Annotated in this window: 21 protein-coding genes and 1 pseudogene; 15 read left to right on the top strand and 7 right to left on the bottom strand. The window is 68.2% G+C overall.

The window, feature by feature from the left end; all coding sequences use genetic code 11:
* Positions 1 to 16: 16 nt before the first annotated feature.
* Positions 17 to 1,015, bottom strand: coding sequence for an alpha/beta fold hydrolase (locus ABOZ73_RS01005; RefSeq protein ID WP_369059988.1), 999 nt, complete (start codon positions 1,013 to 1,015; stop codon positions 17 to 19).
* Between the two features lie 107 nt (positions 1,016 to 1,122).
* Between ABOZ73_RS01005 and ABOZ73_RS01000 the strand changes: the two genes are divergently transcribed.
* Complete coding sequence (locus tag ABOZ73_RS01000; protein WP_369059987.1) at positions 1,123 to 2,340, top strand: multidrug effflux MFS transporter; 1,218 nt, start codon at positions 1,123 to 1,125, stop codon at positions 2,338 to 2,340.
* Here the strand turns inward: ABOZ73_RS01000 and ABOZ73_RS00995 are convergent.
* On the bottom strand, positions 2,328 to 2,705 hold the full coding sequence (locus ABOZ73_RS00995; RefSeq protein WP_369059986.1) for a DUF423 domain-containing protein: 378 nt from the start codon (positions 2,703 to 2,705) through the stop codon (positions 2,328 to 2,330). The two genes, ABOZ73_RS01000 and ABOZ73_RS00995, sit on opposite strands and share 13 nt — an antisense overlap.
* Positions 2,706 to 2,772: 67 nt before the next feature.
* On the opposite strand from ABOZ73_RS00995, the gene ABOZ73_RS00990 reads away from it, so the two are divergent.
* Positions 2,773 to 3,924, top strand: a complete 1,152-nt coding sequence (locus ABOZ73_RS00990) for an MFS transporter (protein WP_369059984.1) — start codon at positions 2,773 to 2,775, stop codon at positions 3,922 to 3,924.
* On the opposite strand, the gene cysN is transcribed toward ABOZ73_RS00990, so the two are convergent.
* Both cysN and cysD read right to left on the bottom strand, forming a co-directional pair.
* Positions 3,921 to 5,828, bottom strand: coding sequence for a sulfate adenylyltransferase subunit CysN (cysN, locus tag ABOZ73_RS00985; RefSeq protein ID WP_369059982.1), 1,908 nt, complete (start codon positions 5,826 to 5,828; stop codon positions 3,921 to 3,923). The genes ABOZ73_RS00990 and cysN overlap by 4 nt on opposite strands.
* Positions 5,828 to 6,802 (bottom strand): sulfate adenylyltransferase subunit CysD, encoded by a 975-nt coding sequence (gene cysD, locus ABOZ73_RS00980; RefSeq protein WP_369059980.1) that lies wholly within the window; start codon positions 6,800 to 6,802, stop codon positions 5,828 to 5,830. Before cysD ends, cysN begins: the two co-directional genes overlap by 1 nt.
* Positions 6,803 to 7,035: 233 nt before the next feature.
* Between cysD and ABOZ73_RS00975 the strand changes: the two genes are divergently transcribed.
* From ABOZ73_RS00975 to ABOZ73_RS00935, 9 genes are all read left to right on the top strand, one after another.
* On the top strand, positions 7,036 to 7,254 hold the full coding sequence (locus tag ABOZ73_RS00975) for a hypothetical protein (RefSeq protein ID WP_369059978.1): 219 nt from the start codon (positions 7,036 to 7,038) through the stop codon (positions 7,252 to 7,254).
* A gap of 170 nt (positions 7,255 to 7,424) precedes the next feature.
* Positions 7,425 to 9,896, top strand: a complete 2,472-nt coding sequence (locus ABOZ73_RS00970) for a polar localization protein TipN (protein WP_369059977.1) — start codon at positions 7,425 to 7,427, stop codon at positions 9,894 to 9,896.
* Positions 9,896 to 10,873 carry an N-acetyl-D-Glu racemase DgcA gene (gene dgcA, locus ABOZ73_RS00965; RefSeq protein WP_369059975.1) on the top strand — a complete coding sequence of 326 codons (978 nt, stop codon included), beginning with the start codon at positions 9,896 to 9,898 and terminating at the stop codon, positions 10,871 to 10,873. The genes ABOZ73_RS00970 and dgcA overlap by 1 nt, the downstream gene beginning before the upstream one ends.
* A gap of 1 nt (position 10,874) precedes the next feature.
* Positions 10,875 to 11,435 (top strand): sugar transferase, encoded by a 561-nt coding sequence (locus ABOZ73_RS00960; RefSeq protein ID WP_369059974.1) that lies wholly within the window; start codon positions 10,875 to 10,877, stop codon positions 11,433 to 11,435.
* A gap of 62 nt (positions 11,436 to 11,497) precedes the next feature.
* The gene (locus ABOZ73_RS00955) at positions 11,498 to 11,701 is read left to right on the top strand and encodes a hypothetical protein (protein WP_369059972.1); all 204 of its coding nucleotides are present in this window, start codon (positions 11,498 to 11,500) and stop codon (positions 11,699 to 11,701) included.
* A 125-nt stretch (positions 11,702 to 11,826) separates the two neighbouring features.
* A complete protein-coding gene (gene ppc, locus ABOZ73_RS00950) occupies positions 11,827 to 14,535 on the top strand; it encodes a phosphoenolpyruvate carboxylase (RefSeq protein ID WP_369059970.1) in 2,709 nt (902 codons plus the stop codon).
* A gap of 263 nt (positions 14,536 to 14,798) precedes the next feature.
* Positions 14,799 to 15,440, top strand: a complete 642-nt coding sequence (gene eda / locus ABOZ73_RS00945) for a bifunctional 4-hydroxy-2-oxoglutarate aldolase/2-dehydro-3-deoxy-phosphogluconate aldolase (RefSeq protein WP_369059968.1) — start codon at positions 14,799 to 14,801, stop codon at positions 15,438 to 15,440.
* 64 nt (positions 15,441 to 15,504) lie between these two features.
* Positions 15,505 to 16,626, top strand: a complete 1,122-nt coding sequence (locus tag ABOZ73_RS00940) for a glycosidase (protein ID WP_369059967.1) — start codon at positions 15,505 to 15,507, stop codon at positions 16,624 to 16,626.
* Positions 16,627 to 16,665: 39 nt separating this feature from the next.
* A complete protein-coding gene (locus tag ABOZ73_RS00935; protein WP_369059966.1) occupies positions 16,666 to 17,460 on the top strand; it encodes a TrmH family RNA methyltransferase in 795 nt (264 codons plus the stop codon).
* An 81-nt stretch (positions 17,461 to 17,541) separates the two neighbouring features.
* Here the strand turns inward: ABOZ73_RS00935 and ABOZ73_RS00930 are convergent, their stop codons facing one another.
* Both ABOZ73_RS00930 and ABOZ73_RS00925 read right to left on the bottom strand, forming a co-directional pair.
* Positions 17,542 to 17,628 carry a hypothetical protein gene (locus ABOZ73_RS00930; RefSeq protein ID WP_269717031.1) on the bottom strand — a complete coding sequence of 29 codons (87 nt, stop codon included), beginning with the start codon at positions 17,626 to 17,628 and terminating at the stop codon, positions 17,542 to 17,544.
* A gap of 66 nt (positions 17,629 to 17,694) precedes the next feature.
* Positions 17,695 to 17,853: a hypothetical protein gene (locus tag ABOZ73_RS00925; RefSeq protein WP_369059964.1), complete on the bottom strand. Its 159-nt coding sequence runs from the start codon at positions 17,851 to 17,853 to the stop codon at positions 17,695 to 17,697.
* 123 nt (positions 17,854 to 17,976) lie between these two features.
* Here ABOZ73_RS00925 and ABOZ73_RS00920 point away from each other — a divergent pair, with 123 nt between their 5' ends.
* On the top strand, positions 17,977 to 18,750 hold the full coding sequence (locus tag ABOZ73_RS00920; protein ID WP_369059962.1) for a methyltransferase domain-containing protein: 774 nt from the start codon (positions 17,977 to 17,979) through the stop codon (positions 18,748 to 18,750).
* On the opposite strand, the gene ABOZ73_RS00915 is transcribed toward ABOZ73_RS00920, so the two are convergent.
* Entirely contained in the window at positions 18,725 to 20,476 is a 1,752-nt protein-coding gene (locus tag ABOZ73_RS00915; protein WP_369059961.1) for a patatin-like phospholipase family protein, read from the bottom strand. The genes ABOZ73_RS00920 and ABOZ73_RS00915 overlap by 26 nt on opposite strands.
* Before the next feature lie 111 nt (positions 20,477 to 20,587).
* Here ABOZ73_RS00915 and ABOZ73_RS00910 point away from each other — a divergent pair, with 111 nt between their 5' ends.
* The 3 genes and pseudogenes from ABOZ73_RS00910 to ABOZ73_RS00900 form a co-directional block, all read left to right on the top strand.
* Entirely contained in the window at positions 20,588 to 22,195 is a 1,608-nt protein-coding gene (locus tag ABOZ73_RS00910; RefSeq protein ID WP_369059959.1) for a carboxyl transferase domain-containing protein, read from the top strand.
* 18 nt (positions 22,196 to 22,213) lie between these two features.
* A complete protein-coding gene (locus tag ABOZ73_RS00905) occupies positions 22,214 to 23,053 on the top strand; it encodes an enoyl-CoA hydratase-related protein (protein WP_369059957.1) in 840 nt (279 codons plus the stop codon).
* A gap of 62 nt (positions 23,054 to 23,115) precedes the next feature.
* Positions 23,116 to 24,984: pseudogene (locus tag ABOZ73_RS00900) on the top strand (biotin carboxylase N-terminal domain-containing protein); the annotation flags it as partial.
* Between the last annotated feature and the right edge of the window lie 9 nt (positions 24,985 to 24,993).

The raw sequence follows: 24,993 nt of genomic DNA, 5'->3' as shown, positions 1-24,993 counted from the left end.
ACGCCCCCCGCCAGCTTCACCCGGGAAAACGTCGGTCCAACCAGTCGATCAGCACCTTGTTGACCGCTTCCGGTTCCTCCTGCTGCGTCCAGTGACCGCTGCGGGGGATGAGCACTTTTTCCAGGTCGGGGATGAAGCGCCCGATGTGGTCGGCGGAGGAGGGCGGCAAAACCGCGTCGCGCTCGGCCATGACCATCAGGCTGGGCACATCGACCTGGGTCGACAGGTCGGCGGAGTTCCGCCAGTTGCGTGTGAAGTTGCGATACCAGTTGATGCCGCCGGTGAAGCTGGTGCGCTGGAAGCTGTCGACGAAGACGGCGAACTCCTCGTCCGACAGGAAGGTCTCGCGCGTGTCGAGCGCGGGATCATAGGTCTCGACCATCCGCACCAGGGGGAAGGCCGAGCCGTCGCCCTCCTTGCGCTCCGTGGCGAAGCCGGCGGACTCTCCCTGGTCGGCGGGCGGGCGGCGCAGCATGAAGCCCATGGTCTTGGCGACGTCCCGACCGAGGATCGCGTCGGCCTCGCCCGGCTTCTGGAAGTGGACGATGTACATCTCCTCGCCCAGACGGGCCCGCATGATGGCGATAGGATCGACCGGCGAGCGCGGGATGAAGGGGGTGTTCAGGCTGATCACCGCCGCCGTGCGGTCGGGATGGCGCAGCGGCATCTGCCAGACGACGATGCCGCCCCAGTCGTGACCGACGAAGATCGCCTTCTCGGCGCCGAGGTGATTCAGCAGGCCGACGAGATCGCCGGTCAGATTGGCCATGTCATAGGCCTCGACCGCGTCAGGGCTGGAGGTGAGGCCGTAGCCGCGCTGGTCCGGCGCGATCACCCAGCGGCCGGCCTCGGCCAGGGCCTTGATCTGATGGCGCCAGGAGAAGGCCAGTTCCGGAAAGCCGTGGCTGAAGATGATCGGTGTCCCGCCGCGCGGACCGGCTTCGTAATAGGCCATGCGGACGCCGTTGACGTCGGCGTACTGGACGGGCGGCATCATCTGTTCGAGAGCGGACATGGCGTTTCCAAACATTTGTTTGTCGTTGGGGCCACGGTGACCCTTCCGGGGACGTTCCGCAAGCCGGGCCGCTTTCATCGCGTGGCGCGGCGGCGTAAGGACAGGGCGTGACCACCACCTCACCAAAAGAACCGCCGGCCCGCGTAGCGTGGGGGCTTGTCGTGCTTCTCGGCTCCCTGACCGCTTTCGGTCCCATGTCCATCGACATGTACCTGCCGGCGCTGCCGCAGCTGACCAGGGACCTGAACGCCGCGCCGGAGCAGGCGCAGCTGACCTTGGCGACCTTCTTCGCCGGTATGGCCGTGGGGCAGTTTTTCTATGGGCCGGCATCCGACCGTTTCGGGCGTCGCATCGCCCTGTTGATCGGGATCGGGATCTATATCGCCGCATCCGCGGCCTGCGCCGTGGCAGACAGCATCGACCATCTGATCCTGGCGCGCCTGCTGCAGGCGCTGGGCGCCTGCGCCGGCGGCGTGGTGGCGCGGGCGTCGGTGCGTGACCGGTTCAGCCATGTGGACACCGCGCGGGTGCTGTCTCTGCTGACCCTGATCATGGGCCTGGCGCCGATCCTGGCGCCGCTGCTAGGGGGGTGGATGCTGAGCGTCGCGAGCTGGCGCTCGATCTTCTGGGCGCAGGCGACGTTCGGGCTGCTGTGCGGCCTTGGCGTCATCCTGCGCCTGGAGGAGTCCCGATCCGAGGAGACCGCCGCCCAGGCCCGCGCGGAGAACCCGGTTCGCGCCTTCCAGGCCCTGCTGCGCAATCCACGCCTTGTGGGCTATGCGCTGGCCGGCGCGATGAACGGCGCGGTGCTGTTCACCTACATCTCCGCCTCGCCGCAGCTGGTGATCGGCACCTACGGCTTCTCGCCCCAGGCGTTCGGCTGGGTGTTCGGGGCGAACGCGATCGGCGTCATCGGCGCCAGTCAGGTCAACCGCTTCCTGCTGAAGCGGCTGGCGCCCGACACAGTCCTGGCGCGGGCTTCGATCGCGGCGGTGATCTCGGCCGTGATGCTGACCTTCTTCGCCTGGACGGGCATTGGCGGGATGTGGACGGTTATGGCGACGCTGTTCGCGGCCCTGGCCTCCTATGGCCTGATGGGCGGCAACACCATGGCGGGGGCGCTGAGCGTCGATCCGCGCCGGGCGGGATCGGTCTCTGCCCTGATGGGCGGGGCGTCGTTCGGATCCGGGGCGCTGGCGGCCTGGGCCGGCGGAGCGCTGCACGATGGCACGGCGCGGCCGATGGCGGGCGTGATGCTGCTGTGCCTGGTCGGCTCGATGGCCGCGCTCTACCTTCTGGCTTTCCGCAGGCCTCAGTCGGCCTGAAGCGAGACGGCCGCCCAGGCCAGGATCGCCCAGCCGATCATGAAGGACACGCCGCCGATCGGCGTCATCGCGCCCAGCCAGCGCGGCGCGCCCAGGGCCATGGCATAGAGCGAGCCTGAAAAGAGCAGGGCGCCGCCCAGGAAGAAGCCCGGCGCCCATCGCGCGCGATGCGCGCCCAGATTGGCGACCAGGGCGGCGGCGAAGATCGCGAAGCTGTGGATGAAGGCGTAGGTGGAGCCGGTGCGCAGCCATTCGGCGGGCTTGGGGTCCTGGACCCCATGGGCGGCGAAGGCGCCGAAGCCGACCGCCAACAGGCCGTTGAAGGCGGCCAGGCAAAGCCAGGTGCGGCGGTTCCAGAGAGACATGGGCTGCGGCTCCGTTTGCTCCACCTCGTGTCTAAACCAGTTCGCGGGACTCTGCTAAAGGCCCGGCATGTCGGTCCCTCTTCGCCTTGCTCTGGTCTATTCGGCCCTGTTTCTGGGCACTGGCGTCAGCTTGCCGTTCATCGGCGTGTGGCTGGGCGGCAAGGGCCTTAGCGGGGCGCAGATCGGGCTGATCCTGTCGGCGCCGATGCTGGGCCGGGTGCTGACCTCGCCGGTGCTGGCGGTGTGGGCGGACGGGTTCACCCTCCGGCGCACCCCGATCGTCATCCTGGCGACCGGATCGGCGCTGTCCTACGGCGCGCTGCTTTCGGTGCACGGGCTTGGCGCGTGGATGCTGTGCTGGTTCGTGGCGGCGTCGCTGCTGCCGATGATCACGCCCCTGACCGACGTTCTGGCCATGCGGCGAGCGCGCAATGACGGGTTCAGTTACGGCCGACCGCGCGGGATCGGCTCAATCGCCTATATCGCCGCCAATGTCAGCATGGGTCTGCTGCTGACCAAGTTGGAGGCCAGCATCGTGGTGATCTGGTCCATGGCGGCGGCGGCGCTGACGGCGGCCGTGGTCATGGTCCTCCCCAGGGACCCGGTGCACGAGGGTGGCGAGCGGTCGGGCGGGCGCGACCGTTGGCGTGGGCTGGGAAGCCTGCTGCGCGACCGGACTTTCATGCTGATGGTGCTGTCGGTCGGCTGCATCCAGGCGGCGCACGCCTTCTACTACGGGTTCTCCGTGCTGCTCTGGCGCAAGCAGGGGATTTCCGAAGCGGTCATCGGCCTGCTGTGGGGCACGGGCGTGGCGGTCGAGGTGGTGTTCATGTGGTTTGGCGAGCGCTGGCGACGGGCGGCCGGGCCGGAGCGCCTGCTGGTCATTGGCGGCGTGGCGGCGGTGATCCGTTGGGGCGCATTCGCCTTCTCACCGCCGGTGGGCGCGCTGTTCGTGCTGCAGGCGCTGCACGCCATGACCTTCGCAGCCACCTACATGGCCTCGCTCAGCCTGGTGGAGCGGCTGTCGCCGTCGCAGAGCGCATCGGCGGGGCAGACGCTGAGTTCGGCGCTGTCGTCGGGTCTGATGATCGGGCTGGCGACGATCATCTCGGGCCCGATCTTCGACCACTATGGCCCGTACGGCTATCTGGCCATGGCGCTGCTGGCGGCCGTGGGCGTCGCCGGATCGCTGGTGCTGATCCGGCGCTCCAGAGCCTAGATCGTGTAGTCGGCCTCTTCGCCTTCCAGCCATTCGACGATGCGCTCGGCCGCCTCGACCGGAGACACCGAGGTGGTGTCGATGCGGATCTCGGGCTTTTCCGGCGCCTCATAGGGGCTGTCGATGCCGGTGAAGTTCTTCAGTACGCCAGAGCGGGCCTTGGCGTAGAGTCCCTTGACGTCGCGGGCCTCGGCCACGTCGAGCGGCGTGTCGACGAAGACCTCGACGAATTCGTCCTCGGCCAGCAGCTCGCGGGCCAGCTGACGCTCCGCCCGGAAGGGGGAGATGAAGGCGGTGACCACGATCAGGCCGGCGTCGACCATCAGCTTGGCCACCTCGGCGATGCGGCGGATGTTTTCGACGCGGTCTTCCTCGGTGAAGCCGAGATCCTTGTTGAGGCCGTGGCGGACATTGTCGCCGTCCAGCAGATAGGTGTGCCGTCCGTGGACGTGCAGGCGCTTCTCGACCAGGTTGGCGATGGTCGACTTGCCCGCGCCGGACAGGCCGGTGAGCCAGACGACGCGGCCCTTCTGGCTTTTTAGGCCGGAGCGGGCTGCCTTATCGACGTCGGTGTGCTGCCAGTGAATGTTGTCCGAGCGGCGGAGGGCGAAGCGGATCATACCCGCGCCGACGGTGCGGTTGGACAGCCGGTCGACGAGGATGAAGCCGCCCAGGTCGCGGTTCTCGCTATAGGGCTCGAACGGGATCGCCTGGTCGAGGTTAAGGTTGCAGACCCCGATCTCGTTCAATTCCAGACGCTTGGCGGCGTTTTCCTCAAGCGTGTTCACGTTCACGCGGTGCTTGATCTCGGTGACGCTGGCCGTGACCGTGCGCGAGCCGATCTTCAGCAGGTAGGGGCGGCCCGGCGGCAGCGGATCGTCGTCCATCCAGACGACGGTCGCCTCGAACTGGTTGGCGACGGGCAGCGGTTCCTGCGCGGCGGCCAGGATATCGCCTCGCGAGACATCGACCTCATCAGCCAGGGTGATCGTCACCGACTGTCCGGCGACGGCGACGTCGAGATCGCCGGGCAGGGTGACGATCCGCGACACGGTCGTCTCGCGCCCGGACGGCAGGACCTTCACCCGATCTCCAGGGCGGACGGAGCCGGCGGCGATCTGGCCGGAGAAGCCGCGGAAGTCGAGATTGGGGCGGTTCACCCACTGGACCGGCATGCGGAATTGGCGGTCGCGAAGGTCGTCCTCGACTTCGACAGCCTCCAGCCACTGCATCAGGTGCGGGCCGGAATACCACGCTGCATCAGCGCTTTGCGCGGTGATGTTATCACCCTTCAGCCCTGAAATCGGGATGGCCGTGAAGGCGTCGAGCCCGACCTGGCGCGCGAAGGCGGTGTAGTCGGCGACAATGGCGTCGAAGACGCCCTGGTCCCAACCGACCAGATCCATCTTGTTCACCGCCAAGACGACGTGACGGATGCCCAGCAGCTTGACCAGATAGCTGTGGCGACGGGTCTGGGTCAGAACGCCCTTGCGCGCGTCGATCAGGATCACGGCCGCGTCGGCGGTCGAGGCGCCGGTGACCATGTTGCGGGTGTACTGCTCGTGCCCCGGGGTGTCGGCGACGATGAACTTGCGAGTCTCGGTCGAGAAGAACCGATAGGCCACGTCGATCGTGATGCCTTGCTCACGCTCAGCGGCGAGGCCGTCGACCAGCAGGGCGAAATCGATCTCGCCGCCCTGGGTGCCGACCTTCCTGGAGTCGCTTTCGAGGGCCGACAGCTGGTCCTCGAAGATCATCTTGGAATCGTAGAGCAGGCGACCGATCAGGGTCGACTTGCCGTCGTCCACCGAGCCGCAGGTGATGAAGCGCAGCAGGGACTTGTGCTGGTGCGCGGTCAGGTACGCCTCGATGTCCTCGGCGATAAGGGCGCTTTGGTGGGCCATCAGAAGTAGCCCTCCTGCTTTTTCTTCTCCATGGACGCGGCCTGGTCGTGGTCGATGACCCGCCCCTGGCGCTCGGAGGTCGTGGTGAGCAGCATCTCCTGGATGATCTCGGGCAGGGTCGAGGCCGTGCTTTCGACCGCACCCGTCAGCGGGTAGCAGCCGAGGGTGCGGAAGCGGACGCTGCGCATCTGCGGCGTCTCTCCCGGCTTCAGCGGCATGCGGTCGTCATCGACCATGATCAGCGTGCCGTCACGCTCCACCACGGGCCGTTCGGCGGCGAAGTAGAGCTGCGGGATCGGGATGTTTTCCAGGTGGATGTATTGCCAGATGTCCAGTTCGGTCCAGTTGGACAGCGGGAAGGCCCGGATGCTTTCGCCGCGATGCTTGCGGGCGTTGTAAAGGCTCCACAGCTCCGGCCGCTGGTTCTTGGGGTCCCAGCGATGTTCGGCCGAGCGGAACGAGAACACCCGCTCCTTGGCGCGGCTCTTCTCCTCGTCGCGGCGGGCGCCGCCGAAGGCAGCGTCGAAGCCGTAGAGGTCCAGCGCCTGCTTGAGGGCGGCGGTCTTCATCACGTCGGTATGGACGGCCGAGCCATGGCTGAACGGGCCGATGCCTTGGGACAAGCCGTCGGGGTTGGTGTGGACCAGCAGGCGGAGGTTCAGGTCGCGGGCCATGCGGTCGCGGAAGCTGATCATCTCCCGGAACTTCCAGGTCGTGTCCACGTGCAGCAGCGGGAAGGGCGGAGGCGAGGGGTAGAAAGCCTTCATCGCCAGATGGAGCATCACCGCGCTGTCCTTGCCCACCGAGTAGAGCATCACGGGGCGCTCGGCCTCGGCCGCCACCTCGCGCATGATGTGGATGCTCTCGGCCTCCAGCCGCTGCAGGTGAGTCAGGCGCGCCGGATCGGCCGCCGGGACGGCGGATGAGCGAACGGTCGCGGTATCAATCTCGGACAGGGCCACAGCGGGTTCCATCAACGCATTTCACGCCGCCGGCCGCGAGCGCGGCGGCGGTTAGGCCCTGTCTTTCCAGCTAGAGAACGACGCTCGTGGGAGCAAGTCGAACCGGCCGGGGTGGGGGTCATGATTTCTATCGGCGCTTTCAGGGCTGATGGCGGGTCTGCATGACTGAAAGTTCATGTTCGGACACATTGCCTTAAGGTTCCGCTTGCAACATAACCCGGGTTGTCGAACTGGGGATTCTGGCCGTGGCCGCGATCGTGGAAATTCTGGCAGCTTTGGTGGTTTCCGCCGCCTGCGCCGCTTTCGCGTCGTTCGGCGTGAACCTGCAAACGCACTCTGACAGCGATCACCTGCGCAAGAGCGAGGCCGGCCGCCCGGTGGCCCGTACGCCGCAAGCTCAGCGTGTTTCGGTCAGCGCCAGCCAAACTCCGGACGCCCTCAAGGCCCGCCGCACCCCGGCCTGACCAGGCTGTTCGACCGTCATTTCGGTCGGGGATAACCTTCACAGACTGTGCGAAGTGTCTTTGCTGGCGAGGTTTTCGCCGGTAGGCTCGCCATGCGCGCGAAGTGGGGCCGTCGCGTGTGATAGACGTACGGTCCCGAGTTCGCATCGTCGCAGGATTCCGGCAGCCGCATGAAGGCTCGTAAGCGCCAACCGCTCGATTTTTCCGTTCTCCCCACTGAACCGCTGGCGGCTGAAACGCCCGCCGCGGCGACGGCGGAGCCTGCGCCCGAGACCGCGCCCGACCCTGACATGGCGATCGTGGAAGCGCCGACCGCCGAGACGCCTGTCGTGCAGCCTCACGCCGAGACCCAGCCGACCGCTTCCGCGCCGCCTCCGCCGCCGGCGACCTCGGCGTCGTCCGTACGCCTGGACGTTCGCCCCGAGCCGACCTCCGGCGGCGGCCTGTTCTGGTTCGCGGCCTGGGCCGTGGCGGCGATCTGGAGCGTGACGCCCATCGCTTTCACCCTGGGCTGGCGTCAAAGCTCCGGCCCGTTCGCTTTCGATGGCTTCACCCTGGGCCTGCTTCTTCTCTTGGGCGTCGGCTCGGCGGCCTTCGTGCTGTTGGGCGCCTATCTGCTGCGCCAGGGCATGCGCCTGGCCTCCGAGGCCCGGCGCGCGCGCCTGATGGCGGACCAGCTGCTGAGCCCGGCCGCCCTGGCCGCCAGCGGCGCCAGCGACGTGGTCGCCGCCGTGCGCCTGCAGATCGAACACGCCAACGCCGCCGCCGCCGAGGCGCGGGAGCGCATGCTGGCCCTGCGCGAGGCGCTGGCCGTGGAGACCGAGCGTTTGGCCGAAGCCGCCGCGACGTCGGCCCGCACCGCCAGCCATCTGGCCGAGAACCTGGGACGTGAGCGGGAGTCGATGACGACGCTGTCGCAGACCCTGGACGGCCAGGCGTCTTCCGTCACCGACGCGATCGCCCGTCAGGCCCGCATGGTGGCCGAGGCCTCCGACCTGGCCGAGGCGCAGCTTCGCGAGGCCGAGGCCGCCCTGGCCGCCCGCGCCGCCGACATGGCTGCCGCCGCTGGCGAGGCGAACACCGCCGCCCGCACCACCGCCGACGACCTGTCCCGCCAGATCGCCCGCCTGGAGACCGCCGGCGTGGGTGTTGGAGAGCAGCTGCGCGCCGTCGAGCTGGCCCTGACCAACCAGCGCACGGCGCTGGTGGACGCTGCTCAAGGTCTGCGCGCCGACCAGGAAGACTTCGCCGCCGAGACGGAAACCCGGACGGCGCAGCTTTCGGAGTTCGTCGGCCACACTCGTCAGAGCGCGGGCGAGCTGAACGAGATCTCCAGCCGCGCGGCCGAGACGTTGTCTGGCCTGATCGCCAGCACCACCGAACAGTTCCGCCAGATCGCCGACTCCGCCAAGGAGGAGCGCGAAGCCCTGGGCATCGAGGCTGGCCGTTCGCTGGGCGCCGTGGCCGAAGCCGCCGCCGCCGAGCGCGCGCGGCTGGAGCAGCAGCTGTCGGGCGCCTTCGAAGGCCTGTCGTCCGCGGCCGAGCAGGCGCGCAAGGCCGCCGACCAGCACGCCGACGCCGCCATGGCGCGGGTGGATCAGCTCAACGAGGCTGCCTTCGCCGCCGGCCAGAAAGCTGACGCCATCTTCGAGGCGCGCCTGAACGACGCCCGCGAACTGATCGAACAGTCGGCCATGATGGTCGAGCAGGCCGGCGCCCGCACGGCACAGAAGCTGGAGGACGGCGTCGGCCGCGCCCGCCACACCCTGGGCGAGCTGGAAGCACTGATGGCCGAAGTCGCAGCCCGCGTTCGCGGTCTGCCCGACGACGCCCTGCAACAGGCCGAGGCGGTCAAGCTGGCCGTGGAGCGCGGCGTGGGCGAGCTGCTCAGCGCCGCCCGTCAGGCAGCGGAGGAGACCCAGGCTATTGACGCGGCCTTCCAGGCCCGCGTCCGCCGCAACTACGATATCCTCAACGAGGCCGCGAGCCGCGTCGCCACCACGCCGTCGGCCGTCCCACGCCAGGCGGGGCCGGCTCCGACGCCGGTCGCCGCGCCGCCCGCGCCCAAGGCGCGCGCCGCCGCTCCTGAAGCCGCGCCGTCCGACGCGGGCAGCTTGCGTCCGCGCCTGCGCCTGACGCCCACGGCCACCGACGAGGAGTTCCGCTCCGTGTTCGGCTCCGCCGGCGGTCCGACCGAGGAAGTGACGCCCGAGCCGCCCGCTGATCGTGGAGACTGGTCGTGGAAGGAACTGCTGTCGACCATTGACGACGGCTCGGCCGATGATCAGCGCCTTGGCGAGAAGCTGCATGTCGAGATCACGGGCATGGGCATCGACCCGACCGCGTTGCTGCCGCAGTCGCGCCTGGACGATATCGCCGAGGTGCTGAAGACCGGCGACCGCGCCGCCGCGCGGGAAATGGTGAAGAAGCTGGCGCCCGCCGCGACCCGTCGCCTGGTGCGCCGCCTGTTTTCCGACACCGCCCTGCGCACCCAGGTGGATCGTTTCCTGCGCCGTCAGGCGGCGATGATCGACGAGGCGGTGGAGCAGGACCGGGGCGGCTTCCTGGTCGGTACGCTGGTCGGCTCGGAGGTCGGTCGCGCCTACCTGCTGCTGGAAGCGGCGGCCGGCGACCTGGCCTGATGCGCCTCACCGTCCGCGACGAGCGCTGGCCCATCGCCGGCGCCTTCACCATTGCGCGTGGCTCCAAGACCGAGGCGCATGTGGTCGTGGTCGAGATCGAGGACGGCGGCGTGATCGGGCGAGGGGAGTCCACCCCCTACGCCCGCTATGGCGAGACGGTCGAGGGCGTTCTGGCTGAGGTCGAAGGCCTGCGCGCGGCGATCGAGCAAGGCCTGGAACGCACGGGCCTGCAGCCCCTGCTGCATGCCGGCGCGGCGCGCAACGCCATCGACTGCGCCCTGTGGGACATGGAAGCCAAGCAGACCGGGCGTCCCGCCTGGGCTCTGGCCGGGCGCGCGGAGCCGGGATCGGTGGAGACCTGCTACACCATCAGCCTGGGAACGCCGGAAGCCATGGCGGACGCCGCGGCGAAGGCGGCGCATCGCCCGTGGCTGAAGCTCAAGATCGGCGGGCCTGATGATCTGGCCAGGGTCGAGGCGGTGCGGGGCGCCGCCCCTGACGCCAAGCTGGTTGTGGACGCCAACGAGGGCCTGTCGTTCGACGACCTGAAGCGTCTGGCGCCGGAGCTCGCCAAGTTGGGCGTACGCCTGATCGAGCAGCCGATGAAGGCCGGCGAGGACGGGGCGCTGGAGGGGTACGATTGCCCGGTGCTGCTGTGCGCCGACGAGAGCCTGCATACCCGCGCCGAACTGGCGCAATGCGCCCGCCGCTATGGCTCGGTGAACATCAAGCTCGACAAAACCGGCGGGCTGACCGAGGCCCTGGAGCTGATGGATGAGGCCCATGCGCTGGGCTTGCAGGTGATGGCCGGCTGCATGGTCGCCACATCCTTGGCCATGGCGCCCGCCATGCTTATCGCTCAGGGCGCGACGGTCGTGGACCTGGACGGACCGCTGCTGCTGGCGCGGGATCGAGAGCCGGGCCTGAGGTTCGAGGGTTCGATCATCCATCCTCCAGCTCCGGGGCTGTGGGGCTGAGATGAAGCGTCTTTTCGACATCGCCGCCGCGGGCGCGGGTTTGCTGGTGCTGTGGCCGGTGCTGCTGGCCGTGTGGATCATCGTGAAGCTGGAGTCTCCAGGACCAGGGCTGCACTGGTCCAAGCGGGTCGGGCGAGGCAATCGGCTGTTTTTGATGCCAAAGTTCCGCACCATGCGGATCGACGCGCCGCAGGTCGCCACCCATCTGTTCACCGACGCGGACTCGTTTCTGACTCGCAACGGCAAGGTCCTGCGCCGCTTCAGCATCGATGAGCTGCCGCAGTTCTGGAGCGTCCTGATCGGCGACATGAGCCTGGTCGGCCCCCGCCCAGCTCTGTTTAATCAGGACGACTTGGTGGCGCAGCGTACCGAGGTGGGCGTCGACGCCCTGCGCCCCGGCGTGACGGGCTGGGCTCAGATCAACGGGCGGGACGAAATATCCATCGCCGAAAAGGTGAGGCTGGACCGCGAATACATGGCCCGCCAGTCCCTGGCCTTCGACATCAAGATCCTGATCGCCACCTTCGTCCCGGTGATCAGCGCCCGCGATTTCTCCCGATAATTCAAAGCGTAGCCGCAACTGTTCGGGATCAAAGGGGTTTCGCGCTTCGAGGAGCGAAACCAATGTCATCAGAGCGATATGTCGTCCTGCGCTATCGAGACGGCTGGACCGTGAACATCGGGGCCGACATCGTCAGTCTTCATCCTACCGAAGCGGAGGCGGATCAGGCTGCTCGGCTGAAGGTGGAACAGGCGCGCGAAGCCGGTCGTGATGCGGTTTTCGTGGGCGTTCTCAATACCCATACCCATCTCGAAGAGGATCGATAGCCGCCTTAGTTCTTCTGCTGTGGACGGCCCGCGAGCAGCAGTTTAAGCGCCACCTGACGAAGCCTTGCCAGACCGGCATTCGCTTGAAAGTCGCCCGGCCGCCAGGCCCGCCGAACGGAGACGCCATGCCTTCCCTCGACCTGGGCCGCGAGCCGCACACCGGCCGCCATGTGAAGCAGAACGCCGAGTTTCTCGACACGCTCTTGACCGAGGCGATCCGCTATCTGGACGGGGATGACGCGGCCGATCTGGTCGAACGGGCGCGCAAGGCGGCGTTCGCGGGCGGTGACGCCGATCTCGAGGCGCTGTTCACGGGCCTTTCGGCCGACCAGGGGCTCTTCCTGGCCCGGGCCTTCGCCTATCACTCGCTGCTGGCCAATATCGGCGAGGACGTGGCTGGCCGCCGCCGGCACGCCGAGGCCGAGGTCATGCCGGGCAGCGAGCGCCCCATGACCCTGGCGGCGGCCATCGCGCGGGTGAAGAAGGATGATCCCAAGCGTCTGGAGGCGCTGCTGGACGGCCTGAACGTGGTGCCGGTCCTGACCGCGCACCCGACCGAAGTGCGCCGCCGGGGGGTGGTGGATCGCGAGTTCGAGATTTCCCGCCTGATGGCCCTGCGCCGGCACCACCTGCCGGCGGACCTGGAGGCGCAGATCCGCAGCGACCTGTTCCGCGAGATCGCCCTGCTGTGGCGCACGCGCCAGCACCGGCCCGAGCGGATCACCGTGCGGGACGAAATCCGCAACGCCCTGTCGATCGTCCGCACCTCGATCCTGCCCGCCTTGGTCGAGCTCTATGGCTCCTGGTCACTGGCCCTCGGAGACGAGGCGGCCGTGCCGCCGATGCTGAAGCTGGGCACCTGGCTGGGCGGCGATCGGGACGGTCACCCCGGCGTCGATGGCGAGACGCTGAAGGCGGCGCTGAAGTCGCAGGCGCGCATCATCCTCGACTTCTATGCCGGGCAGGTGCGCAAGCTGTGGTCGGACCTGGCGATCTCCACCGGCTACACCGAGGTTTCGGCCGACCTGCAGGCCATGGCGGACCTCAGCGAGTCCGCCCATGACGTCCATCGCATGGACGAGCCGTACCGCCTGGTGCTGTCGGACATCTTCGAGCGGTTGTCGGCGACGGCGCAGAAGCTGGCCGGCCAGCATGTGTCTTACGCCTTCGGTCCCTCGACCGCCGAGCCGTACGCCAGTCCGGACGCCTTCATCTCCGATCTGGAGACGGTCCGCGACTCGCTGGTGGATCATGAGGGCGAGAAGCTGGTCGGCTCGACCCTGCGCAACCTGCTGGACGTGGCGCGGGCCTGCGGCTTCCACCTGCTGGCGATCGACCTTCGCCAGAACGCCGACGTGCATGAGCGCGTGCTGCACGAACTGTTCGCACGGACGGGCTCGGAGGCGAACTATCTGGGCCTGGACGAGAAGTTCCGCGTGCCGCTGCTGCTGTCGGAGCTGGCGCACGAGCGGCCGCTACGCTCGCCCTTCGTCACCTACTCGGAGGAGACCGAGAAGGAACTGAAGATCTTGGAGAGCGCGGCTGAGGCGGTGCGCGATTTCGGCCCGGCGGCCATCGGCGCCTATGTGGTGTCCAAGGCCGCGACCGTGTCGGACATCCTGGAGCCGCTGGTGCTGTTGAAGCAGGTGGGCATCGTCACCGGCGGCGCCGAGCCGTCGTCGACCGTATTCGTTAGCCCGCTGTTCGAGACAATCGGCGATCTGGAGCGTGGCCCAGACGTGATCCGCGCCTGGCTGGACATGCCGATCGCCAAGTCGCTGCTGGGCGACAAGCCCGTGCAGGAGATCATGCTGGGCTATTCCGACAGCAACAAGGACGGCGGCTATGTCGCCTCGCGTCGCGGGGTCGCTGCGGCGGCTTCGGCCTTGGCCGAGGCGGCCCAGAGCCGTGGGGCGGGCGTGCGCTTCTTCCATGGGCGGGGCGGTTCGGTCGGCCGCGGCGGCGGTCCAGCCGCCGAGGCCGTGCTGGCGCAGCCTCCGGGCACCGTCCAGGGGCGCATGCGCATGACCGAGCAGGGCGAGATGATCGCCCGGCGCTATGGCGACCAGCCGACCGCACGCCGCAATCTGGACGGCATGGCGGCGGCCGTGCTGCTGGCCAGCGTGGAGGAGGAGATCACCCATCCGCCGGCGCCGGTCGAGGAGGCGATGAACAGCCTGGCCCAGGCGTCGTTCGAGGCCTATCGCGCCCTGGTCTATGACGACGCCGGGTTCGAGGACTTCTTCTGGTCGGCGACGCCGGTGGGCGAGATCGCCCAGCTGAACATCGGCAGCCGCCCGTCATCGCGGACCGCCAGCCGCAAGATCGAGGACCTGCGGGCGATCCCGTGGGTGTTCTCCTGGTCGCAAGCGCGCTTCATGCTGCCGGGTTGGTACGGCTTTGCGTCGGGCGTCGATAAGGCGTGCCTGTCCACCCAGCAGCTTCAGGGGTTGGTGGAGGAGTACGACTTCTTCTCGGCCCTGCTGTCGAACATGGAACTGGCCCTGGCGCAAAGCGACATGACCATGGCCGCGCGCTATGCCGAGCTGTCGCCAGACCGCGCCGCCGCCGAGCGCATCTTCAAAGCCATCAAGCGTGAGCACGATGCGGCGGTGAAGCTGGCCCTGGCGATCCGGGGCGGGGAGGGGCTGCTCGACAACCAGCCGCAGCTGGCGGAATCGGTCCAGCTGGCCAGCCATTCGGTCGATCCGCTGAACCACCTGCAGCTTGAACTGCTGCGCCGTCGGCGGGCAGGGGACGAGGATCCGCGCATCAAGTTAGCGATCCAGTCCACCGTGGCCGGCATCGCGGCGGGCCTTCGCAACACAGGCTGACCTGATCGGTATACGAAAAGGCTTGCACAAGCCGTAGATCATGGCATCTTTGACACCGGTGTCACGGCTCCCACCGCGACACGCCTGTTTCGTCGGCCTCGCCGACGTCACTTAGCGGCTCTTTCGGGAGCTCGCTCCTGCGCAAACTGGGGCGCCGCGTTGTCGGCGCCCCACTTTTTCATGCGCTGGCGGGGTTCAAACCAAGCCCTGGCCGTGACATGACAGCGCTCGCAATTTCAAACTTCTGGCTCAGGCGACCTGCGATGACCGACACGATCGAAACCTACATGGATATGGCGCCGGTCATGGCCGTGGTGACCATCGCCGACGTCGCCCAGGCGGCGCCCATGGCCAAGGCCCTGGTGGCCGGCGGCTGCACCACCATCGAGGTGACCCTGCGCACGCCGGTGGCGCTGGACGCCATGCGCGCCATCGCCGACGCGGTGCCGGAAGCGGTGATCGGCGCCGGCACGGTGCTGAGCGCCAAGGATCTTGAGAACTCGGCCAAGGCCGGCGCCAAGTTCGCAATCTCGCCCGGCGCGACGCCGGCCCTGCTGGCCATGGGCCGTGACGGGGCTATCCCGTACCTGCCGGCGGTGGCGACGGCTTCCGAGCTGATGGCCGGCCTGGAGCACGGCTATCGTGCGTTCAAGTTCTTCCCGGCCGTGGCGGCCGGCGGCGTTGCCATGCTGAAGAGCTTTGGCGGCCCGTTCCCCTATGTCCGCTTCTGCCCGACGGGCGGCGTGACGCTGGAGACCGCGCCGGACTTCCTGAAACTGCCGAACGTCGCCTGCGTGGGCGGCTCGTGGCTGACCCCGGACGCGGCCATGAAGGACGGCGACTGGGGCAAGATCCAGAGCCTGGCCCAGGCGGCGAGCGACGCCCTGGCCGCCTTCAAGGCCTGAGGCGGAACGCGCGCTCCGGTCGGCGGTTCTCTAGGCTCCAAGCGAGCCTGAAGGGGGACCGGCCATGGCGCAGTTCGAAATCGACAAGCTTGTCTTCGGGCCGAACGACGTCGACCTGAGCCGATCACCGCTTCGCAAGAGCCTGGATGCGCCCACCTTCGTGCTCGGCGCGTTCAATCCCGCCCTTTGCCGACTACCCAACGGCAACCTGTTGCTGATGGTGCGGGTCGCCGAGGCGCTGCGCGATCCCACGGACGCCGAGCACGTCTACAGCATCCGCTGGAGGGCGGATGGCTATGTCCGTGACGCCTTCCCCCTGGCCGAGGCCAACACAGCCGACCCTCGGGTATTCCAGCTGACGCACCATCACTCGCGGGTGCTGGGCCTGACGTCGCTGTCCTGGCTGTTGCCGGTGGAACTGTCGGCTGACGGTCTGGAGGTCGTGACGGTCCACTACGACAAGGCCATCGAGCCGGAGGCCTCGTATCAGATGTACGGGGTCGAGGATCCGCGCATCACCCTGATCGACGGGACCTATTACATGACCACCTGCTCGGTGAGCCCCGAGCGGCATTCGACAACTCTGCACACCTCGACCAACGGCATGGACTGGGCGCTGCAGGGGATCATCCTCGACCACCAGAACAAGGACATGCTGTTCTTCGAGGGCATGATCGATGGGGCCTTCCACGCCCTGACCCGGCCGCAGGGAGAGTGCTACTTCGCCTATCCGCCAGACAGCGAATGGCTGGGCGGGGCGTCGATCAACCTGGCCCGGTCGCCCGACGCCCTGCATTGGAGACCCCTGCACCGGACTGGCATACGACCGCGCAAGGGCTCCAAGGCCAATATGCGTCTGGGTGGGGGAGCGCAGCCGGTGCGGACCGACAAGGGCTGGCTGGTGCTCTATCACGGGGTGGAGACTCAGGCGCTGGTCGGCATCTATCGAACCTTCTGGGCGCTGCTCGACCTGGAGGACCCCAGCCGCATCCTGCGTCTCGAGGACGAGGTTCCGCTGCTGGAGGGCCGAGCGGACCTGACCGCCGATCTCGAAGAACATATGTACATACGCGACGTGGTGTTCACGACCGGTATCGCCGACGGCGGCGAGGTCTGGATCGTGGCGTCGGGCGAGGCGGACCTGGCCTGCCGCATGACCCATATTCCCAAGGCTGTCTTCGACTGAGGCTTGTGTTCAGGAGCGACCGAAGCCAAAGGGCGGTTGATGATCGTTTCCGTCCAAGATCCCGCCGATCCCACGATCGCCGCCTATCGTGACGTGCGCGAACGCGATCTGGTGGGGCGCGACGGCTTGTTCATCGCCGAGGGCGAGGTAGTCCTGCGCTGCCTGATCCGCAGCGAGCGGTGCGAGACGCTGTCGCTGCTGCTGCTGGAGCGTCAGGCCGAGCGGCTGGAGCCGATGCTGGCCGACCTGCCGCCGGAGGTTCCGGTTTATGTGGCGAGCCAGGCGGTGATGGACGCCATCGTCGGCTTTCCGATCCATCGCGGCATCCTGGCCCTAGGCCGCCGCCCCGCGGAGCCGGCGCCCGCTGAGCTGCTGGCCGGGCTGCCGCGGCGGGCGGTCGTCGTGTGCCTGTTCGGGATCGCCAATCACGACAACATGGGCGGGCTGTTGCGCAACGCGGCGGCGTTCGGTGTGGACGCGGTGCTTCTGGATTCCGACTGCTGTGACCCGCTGTACCGCAAAGCTATCCGGGTTTCCGTGGGCGCGGCGCTGTTGACGCCCTTCGTTCGTCTGGCGCCGGGAGCCGATGTTTTGGGCTTGCTGGAAGGGGCCGGCTTTCAGCCTCTCGCCCTGAGCCCCGCCGGCGAACGCACCCTGGCGGAGACGCTGCGCCCGGATCGCGTGGCGGTTCTGCTGGGGGCCGAGGGTCCCGGGCTGTCGCCGCAACTGATGGCGCGGGCCGAGACTGTGCGGATTCCGATGGCCGGCGGCTTTGACTCCCTGAACGTGGCCACGACCGGCGGGATCGTCCTGCATCACCTGACCAGCCAATGAAAAAGGGCCGCCCTTGGGGACGGCCCTTCCATCGTCATGGCCGCGGCCATGAAAACCGAACTGATCAGCTCAGACGAGCCGTCAGGCGGAAACCTCAGTCTTGAGGCTCCAGGTCACGGCTTGAGACCGCGGTTGGAGACAATGAGACACTGGATCACCTCCTTTCAGCTGTTGAACAGGACTGTCAGTATGGGACCCGTTTACGGCGGGCGACAAGCGGCGTTTGCGCGCAGGTCAGACGATCGCCGAGGCGAGCAGCAGGGCGCCGGCCCATACCGCGCCGCAAAAGGCGACGGCGGCGACGATCGACCAGTTCAGCTGAACGTCTGCCTGACTGATCCGGTCATCCTCATTTGAGGACCAGATGAAGGGGCGCGGAGCGGTTCTTGGCACGATGTTTTCTCCTCCATGCCAAAACCGTCGGGGCATGGGCTGAGTTCCCGACGGATCGTCGCAGGCCAAGAGGCGCAAATTGCGGCAGGCTGCCGCCAATTCGAGTCGTTGATGGAATAGGCCATGCCGAGTTGGGATCCCGCGCTGTACGAACGCTACAAGCGCTATCGCGATCGGCCGGCGCTCGACCTGATGCTCCAGATGCCGCGCGGCGGCGACCTGAAGGAGATCTGGGACCTCGGCTGCGGCACGGGGGAGCATGCGGCGCTGCTGGCGCGCCGCCACCCGGAGGCCAAGGTTCATGGGCTGGATTCCAGCCCGCACATGATCGCCGAGTGCCGAAAGCGGTCGGAGGCGGTGGACTGGGTGCTGGGCGACCTGAACAGCTTCGACGCGCCCGCCGACCTGATCTTCACCAACGCAGCCCTGCAGTGGGCCCCGGATCACGGAACGCTATTTCCGCGACTATTCCGGCTACTGAAGCCGGGCGGGGTGTTCGCCTGCCAGATGCCCCTGGCCTATGAGAGCGTCCATCACGGCATTCTGCGCCGCACGGCGGCGACCGGGCCATGGGCGGAGGCGCTCAAGGGCGCTGACGCCATCCGCGAGATGCCGACGGCGGCGGACTATCATCGCTGGCTCGCGCCCTTGGCGCAGAGCGTCGACATCTGGAGCACGAAGTACCTGCATGTTCTGGAAGGAGATGACGCCGTCGTCGACTGGATGAGCGGGACGGCCCTGCGGCCCTATTTCGACGTGCTGGGCGACACGCCCTTGAAGGCCGCGTTCCTCGACGCCTTCAGGGCCGAGATCGCCAAGGTGTTTCCGATGCAGCCGGACGGGACGACGCTGTTCCCGTTCGAGCGGCTGTTCATCGTAGCGCAGCGCGTTCCCTGATGCTGGGGCGGCGGCGAAGCTCGGATACGGGCTTGGTCAGGTCTTCCAGGACTTCGCGCGCGGCCTCATAGCCGGCCTGGACAGCTGGCTCGAAGGCTCGCCAGTCGCGGATGTCGACGCCGTCGACCTTGGGCATGACCAGCACGTCCGAGGCGCTTCGGGCGGCGGCCAGATCGCGGCCCGTGGTCACCGTGGCGGCGCGCATCAGCAGGGCCACGATGGGCGGGCCCTGACGCCATTCTCCGCTCAGCAGCCAGCGCAACCACGACTTGGGACGGTGCATGTCGGCGGCGTTGATGCTGCGGCCGCGCGTGACGTCGACGCCGATGATGGGGCCGAGCTGGAAGGCGCGCATGACGTCGGCGGGGAAGTTCTTCATCACAGCCCCGTCCACCAGCACGTCGCCGCCTTCGGCCACCGGCGGCAGGACGCCGGGCAGGGAGATCGAGGCGCGCAGGGCGGTCTTGAGCTCGCCCCGGCGGTGGACGTGATAGGCGCCCGAGGTCAGGTTCGAGGAGACGCAGAAGAACGGCAGCCACAGATCGCTGATCCGGACATCACCGAAATGCTCCGCCAGGCGGTCGCGCACCTTGTCGCCATGGGTGAGGGCGAGGATCGGGAAGGCGATGTCGTCGAGAGGGCTCGAGGCCACAAAGGCGGAGCGGATGCGCTCTTCCATCTCCGCGTTCTCCCAGCCCATGGCCAGGCCCGCCGCCACGATGCCGCCCATGGACGCGCCGCCGACGAAGTCGATAGGCACGCCGAACTCGCGAAGCGCCCGCACCGCGCCGATGTGGGCGTAGGCGCGCGCGCCGCCGCCGGACAGGACAAGCCCGACCGATTGGCCGGTGATCAGGCGGGCGATGCGGGCGATGTCGTGGGCGTCGCCATGACGGATGTGGAACAGGCGCGCCGCCTCGGTGGCGTCGAGCCAGGCTTCCGATCCGCTTGGCCTGGGGCAATCGGCGGGGTGGATCAGGATCAGGTCGACAAGGCGCTGGCGCTGCAGCGGCTCGTAGGCCCGGGTGGCCACGGGCGGCGGCGGCTGGTCGCCACGGCCGACACGGAACAGGCGGTCCACCTGGCGGCCGACCACGTGTTTCCAGGCATCCTGGCCGCTTTCCACGGCGTAGAGGACGAAGTCGTGGTCGCGCTCGACATTGGAGAACCACTCCATGGGCGCCTGCAGCGCCTCGGAGCCCGCGACGGCGACTTCGTATCCGAGAGCCTCTATCGCGGCGCCGACGGCCTCGACCAGATCGCGGACGGGCGGTCCTGGATTGGTGGCGACGAAGCCGAACACCGACGGCTCGCCGATCGACGCTTGGGTCGCGGCCTGGCGTGAGCGCAGGATCATCAGCCGCGCCAGTTCGGTCATCACCGTCGGATCGCGGTCGGCGGCGTCAAAGAACACATCGCGGGGTAGGGCGAGGATTTCGGTGTCGCGCAGAGCGACCACGCGGGCGGAGTGGGGCGTCTCGGCGATGAAGGCCATCTCGCCGGCGGGCTCGCCCGGCCGGATTACGCCCAGGAATTGCGGCTCCTGGCCTTCCTCATGGCGGAAGGCGCCCAGGCGGCCGGCGCGGACAAAGTAGAGCTCGTCGGCCGGACCGCCGGGATCGTACAGCGGCGTTCCTCCCGGCAGGGAGAACCAGCTTGCGGCCCCGCGCGACTGTTCCAGCGCAAAAAGACGGCCAAGCGCGGTCTTGGTCAGCGACTCAGGCAAGACGTTCCCCCCGAAGGTGCAGATTATAGCCGGACTGTCTGGTTGGCGACGCGGGCGCGGTGCGACCTCTTCGACTTCCGGACCCCGGTTCAACAGGCTATGCGTCGGTTCATGCCAAAGCTCAAAAGCACCATAGATTCCAAGGGTGAAGCTTTCGTCCGCAATGCGGAGGCCAATCGCGCGCTGGCTCAGCAGCTGCACGATCGAGTCGCGACCGCGTCCCTGGGCGGGCCCGAAGCCTCGCGGACGCGGCACGCCTCGCGCGGCAAGCTTTTGCCTCGTGACCGGGTGGAACGCCTGCTGGATCCCGGCGCGCCGTTCCTGGAAATCGGCCAGCTGGCGGCCTTCGGCCTCTACAACGACGAGGCGCCGGGAGCGGGCGTGATCGCTGGGGTCGGGCGGGTGTCAGGCCGCGAAGTGATGATCGTCGCCAACGATCCCACGGTGAAGGGCGGCGCCTACTTCCCGATGACGGTGAAGAAGCACCTGCGCGCCCAGGAGATCGCCCAGCAGAATCGTCTGCCCTGCATCTATCTGGTCGATAGCGGCGGGGCGAACCTGCCGCACCAGGCGGAGGTGTTCCCGGACCGCGATCATTTCGGTCGCATCTTCTTCAACCAGGCCCGGATGAGCGCCGAGGGCATCGCCCAGATCGCCTGCGTCATGGGATCGTGCACGGCGGGCGGCGCCTATGTGCCGGCCATGTCGGACGAGACGGTGATCGTCCGCAATCAAGGCACCATCTTTCTGGGCGGGCCGCCGCTGGTGAAGGCGGCCACGGGCGAGGTGATCAGCGCCGAGGAACTGGGCGGGGCCGACACCCACGGTCGGAAGTCCGGCGTGGTCGATCATGTGGCCGAGAACGACGAGCATGCGCTGGAGATCGTGCGCTCCATCGTCGCCAACCTGAACACGACCAAGACCTTGGACATGGATGTCCGCGAGCCGAAGGATCCGGCGTTCGATCCTGAGGAGCTGTACGGCGTCATCCCCACGGACGTGCGCGCGCCGTATGACGTGCGGGAGGTCATCGCCCGCATCGTCGACGGCAGCGAGTTCGACGAATTCAAGGCCCTGTACGGGACGACCCTGGTCTGCGGCTTCGCCCGCATCTGGGGGATGCCGGTGGCGATCCTGGCCAATAACGGGGTGCTGTTCAGCGAGAGCGCGCTGAAGGGCGCGCATTTCATCGAGCTGGCCTGCAAGCGCAAGATCCCGCTCGTCTTCCTGCAGAACATCTCCGGCTTCATGGTCGGCGGAAGGTATGAGGCGGGCGGCATCGCCAAGGATGGAGCCAAGCTGGTCACTGCCGTGGCGTCGGCCAATGTGCCCAAGTTCACAGTTCTGATCGGCGGCAGCTTCGGCGCTGGCAACTACGGCATGTGCGGCCGGGCCTATAGCCCGCGCTTCCTGTTCACCTGGCCCAACAGCCGCATCAGCGTCATGGGCGGCGAGCAGGCCGCGAGCGTGCTGGCGACCATCAAGCGCGACGGCATGGAAGCCAAGGGCGAGGACTGGCCGGCGGCCGACGAGGAGGCGTTCAAGGATCCGATCCGCGCCCGCTACGAGGCCGAGGGTGATCCCTATTTCGCCAGCGCCCGCCTTTGGGACGACGGGATCATTGATCCTGCGCAAACCCGGGACGTTCTAGGTCTGGCCATATCGGCCAGCCTGAACGCCCCCGTGCCCGACACGACGTTCGGCATCTTCCGGATGTAAGAACTAGGAGCCCGCATAGTGACCAATCCCATCGCCGATCCGCTGGTCGAGAACATCGACACCGACGCGACGACCAACCTGGTGCTGATCGAGGGCACGGTGGATGGCGCGGTGACGGTCACCATCAACCGCGCCGGCAAGAAGAACGCCTTCGACGCGGCGACCATCGCCGCCTTGCGCGAGGCCTTCGAGACCCTGCACGGGGCCGAGGGCGTGCGGGTGGTGTTCCTGCGCGGCGCGGGCGGCGTGTTCAGCGCCGGGGCTGATCTGGAATGGATGCGGTCGGCCGCCGACTGGAGCGAGTCCGACAACCGCGAGGACGCCATGGAGCTGGCGTCGATGCTCAAGGCGCTGCACGACGTGCCGGCCCTGACGGTGGCCCTGGTCGAGGGCGCGGCGTTCGGCGGCGGCGCCGGTCTGGTCGCGGCCTGCGACATGGCGATCGCCACCCAGGACGTGAAGTTCTCGTTCTCGGAAGTGAAGCTGGGCCTGACCCCGGCGACCATCAGCCCCTATGTGGTGGCCGCCATCGGACCGCGGGCGGCCAAGGTGCTGTTCGCCACCGGCCGCGTGTTCGGCGCGGGCGACGCCCAGGCCTATGGCCTGGTTAGCGAGGTCGTTCCGGACGCCGAGACCATGGACGCCATCAAGGCGGCTATCGCCGACGGGATGAAGCCGTGCGCGCCGGGCGCCATCGGCGACAGCAAGCGCCTGGTGGACGCCGTCGTCGGTCAGCCGATCGATCATGGACTGATGGAGGAGACCGCGCGCCAGATCGCGCGTCGCCGCGTCAGCGAGGAAGGGCAGGAGGGCGTGCGCGCCTTCCTGGAGAAGCGCAAACCGTCCTGGGCTGAGTAAGGCTTGGGGCTGAGTAAGGCTAGGGGCCGAGTAGGCCTGGGCGGAACAACAAGAAGAGTCGAATGATCCAGTCTGTCCTGATCGCCAACCGGGGCGAGATCGCGCGCCGTGTGATCCGCACCGCGCGCCGCCTCGGAGTGCGCACCATCGCCGTCTATTCCGAAGCCGACGCCGACGCGCCGCATGTGCTTGAGGCCGACGAGGCCGTGCTGATCGGCCCGGCGCCGGCGCGGGAAAGCTATCTGCTGCCGGAGAAGATCCTGGCGGCGGCCAACGCGACGGGCGCGCAGGCGATCCATCCGGGCTACGGCTTCCTTTCGGAGAACGCCGCCTTCGCCCAGGCGGTTATGGATGCCGGTCTGGTCTGGATCGGCCCGCCGCCGTCGGCGATCACGGCCATGGGCCTGAAGGACGCGGCCAAGGCCCTGATGATCCAGGCGGGGGTTCCGACCACCCCAGGCTATCTGGGCGACGACCAGTCGGAGGAGCGCCTGGCGGCCGAGGCGGCCAAGATCGGCTTCCCGGTCCTGATCAAGGCCGTGGCCGGCGGCGGCGGCAAGGGCATGCGCAAGGTCGAGGCGGCGGCGGACTTCATCGCCGCCCTCGGCTCTTGCCGGCGCGAGGCCTCGGCCAGCTTCGGCGACGACCGGGTGCTGCTGGAGAAGTACGTCACTCGTCCGCGCCATATCGAGGTGCAGGTGTTCGGCGACAGCCACGGGAATGTCGTCCACCTGTTCGAGCGCGACTGCTCCCTACAGCGCCGCCACCAGAAGGTCATCGAGGAGGCTCCGGCTCCCGGCATGGACGCCGCGACGCGCGCCGCCGTCTGCGAGGCGGCGGTCAAGGCCGCCAAGGCCGTGAACTATGTCGGCGCCGGCACGGTGGAGTTCATCGCCGACGCCTCCGAAGGCCTGCGCGCCGACCGCATCTGGTTCATGGAGATGAACACCCGTCTGCAGGTGGAGCATCCGGTCACCGAAGCCGTCACCGGCCAGGATCTGGTGGAGTGGCAGCTGCGCGTCGCCTCGGGCGAGCCGTTGCCATTGAAGCAGGACGCGCTGTCGATCAACGGCTGGGCCATGGAGGCGCGCCTCTATGCCGAGAACCCGGCGACCGGCTTCTTGCCGTCCACCGGGCCGCTGGATCACTTCCGCCTGCCGCAAACGCTGCGCGTCGATAGCGCGGTGGAGGAGGGCGGCGAGGTCACCTCCTTCTACGATCCGATGATCGCCAAGCTGATCACCCATGGGGCCAGCCGCGAGGCCGCCGCGGCCGAGCTGGCCGAGGCCTGCCGTCAGGTCGAGGTGTGGCCGGTGAAGACCAACGCCGCCTTCCTGGCACGCTGCGCCGACCATCCGGACTTCGTGGCCGGCCGGGTCGACACCGGGTTCATCGAGGCGCGGATCGACACGCTGGTTCCTGAGACTGAGCCGTCGCAGGACGCCAAGGCGGTCGCCGTGGCGGCGCTTCTGTCGCAGGCGGAGGACGACGAGTCCCCGTGGTCGCCGGCCGAAGGGCTAGCGGGCTTCCGCCTGAACCGCCAGGACCGCGCCCCGGTGCGCCTGGCTCATGACGGCAAGGTCGTCGAGGTCGCCGTGCCGGGCGAGGTCGAGGCCGACGTCCTGCTGGGCGAGGACGGCGAGATCGTCCTGTTCGAAGATGGCGAGGCCCTGGTCTTCTCGGCGCCGCGCGCCCAGGCCAGCGGCGAAGCCGGCGGCTCCAGCGACGGCGCGGTGCGTTCGCCCATGCCGGGCAAGATCGTCAGCGTCTCGGTGAAGGCCGGCGATACCGTCGCCAAGGGCCAGGCGCTGCTGGTGCTGGAGGCCATGAAGATGGAGCACGCCCTGACCGCGCCGTTCGACGGGGTGGTCGCCGAACTGGCTGCGACGACGGGCGCACAGGTTTCCGAAGGCGTCACTCTGGCGAGACTTCGAGCCGGC

It is taken from the genome of Caulobacter sp. 73W (assembly GCF_041021955.1).
Taxonomy (GTDB): Bacteria; Pseudomonadota; Alphaproteobacteria; order Caulobacterales; family Caulobacteraceae; genus Caulobacter.
Note: the sequence above shows the minus strand (reverse complement) of the source record. Positions and strands in the feature narration are given on the sequence as shown.

Excerpts from the sequence above, each read along its gene's own strand:
- ABOZ73_RS00970 (WP_369059977.1), top strand. The coding sequence starts at position 7,425 with ATGAAGGCTCGTAAGCGCCAACCGCTCGATTTTTCCGTTCTCCCCACT.
- cysN (WP_369059982.1), bottom strand. The coding sequence starts at position 5,828 with ATGGCCCACCAAAGCGCCCTTATCGCCGAGGACATCGAGGCGTACCTG.
- ppc (WP_369059970.1), top strand. The coding sequence starts at position 11,827 with ATGCCTTCCCTCGACCTGGGCCGCGAGCCGCACACCGGCCGCCATGTG.
- eda (WP_369059968.1), top strand. The coding sequence starts at position 14,799 with ATGACCGACACGATCGAAACCTACATGGATATGGCGCCGGTCATGGCC.
- ABOZ73_RS00910 (WP_369059959.1), top strand. The coding sequence starts at position 20,588 with ATGCCAAAGCTCAAAAGCACCATAGATTCCAAGGGTGAAGCTTTCGTC.
- dgcA (WP_369059975.1), top strand. The coding sequence starts at position 9,896 with ATGCGCCTCACCGTCCGCGACGAGCGCTGGCCCATCGCCGGCGCCTTC.
- ABOZ73_RS00995 (WP_369059986.1), bottom strand. The coding sequence starts at position 2,705 with ATGTCTCTCTGGAACCGCCGCACCTGGCTTTGCCTGGCCGCCTTCAAC.
- ABOZ73_RS01005 (WP_369059988.1), bottom strand. The coding sequence starts at position 1,015 with ATGTCCGCTCTCGAACAGATGATGCCGCCCGTCCAGTACGCCGACGTC.
- ABOZ73_RS00990 (WP_369059984.1), top strand. The coding sequence starts at position 2,773 with ATGTCGGTCCCTCTTCGCCTTGCTCTGGTCTATTCGGCCCTGTTTCTG.
- ABOZ73_RS00960 (WP_369059974.1), top strand. The coding sequence starts at position 10,875 with ATGAAGCGTCTTTTCGACATCGCCGCCGCGGGCGCGGGTTTGCTGGTG.
- ABOZ73_RS00920 (WP_369059962.1), top strand. The coding sequence starts at position 17,977 with ATGCCGAGTTGGGATCCCGCGCTGTACGAACGCTACAAGCGCTATCGC.
- ABOZ73_RS00940 (WP_369059967.1), top strand. The coding sequence starts at position 15,505 with ATGGCGCAGTTCGAAATCGACAAGCTTGTCTTCGGGCCGAACGACGTC.
- cysD (WP_369059980.1), bottom strand. The coding sequence starts at position 6,802 with ATGGAACCCGCTGTGGCCCTGTCCGAGATTGATACCGCGACCGTTCGC.
- ABOZ73_RS00955 (WP_369059972.1), top strand. The coding sequence starts at position 11,498 with ATGTCATCAGAGCGATATGTCGTCCTGCGCTATCGAGACGGCTGGACC.
- ABOZ73_RS00935 (WP_369059966.1), top strand. The coding sequence starts at position 16,666 with ATGATCGTTTCCGTCCAAGATCCCGCCGATCCCACGATCGCCGCCTAT.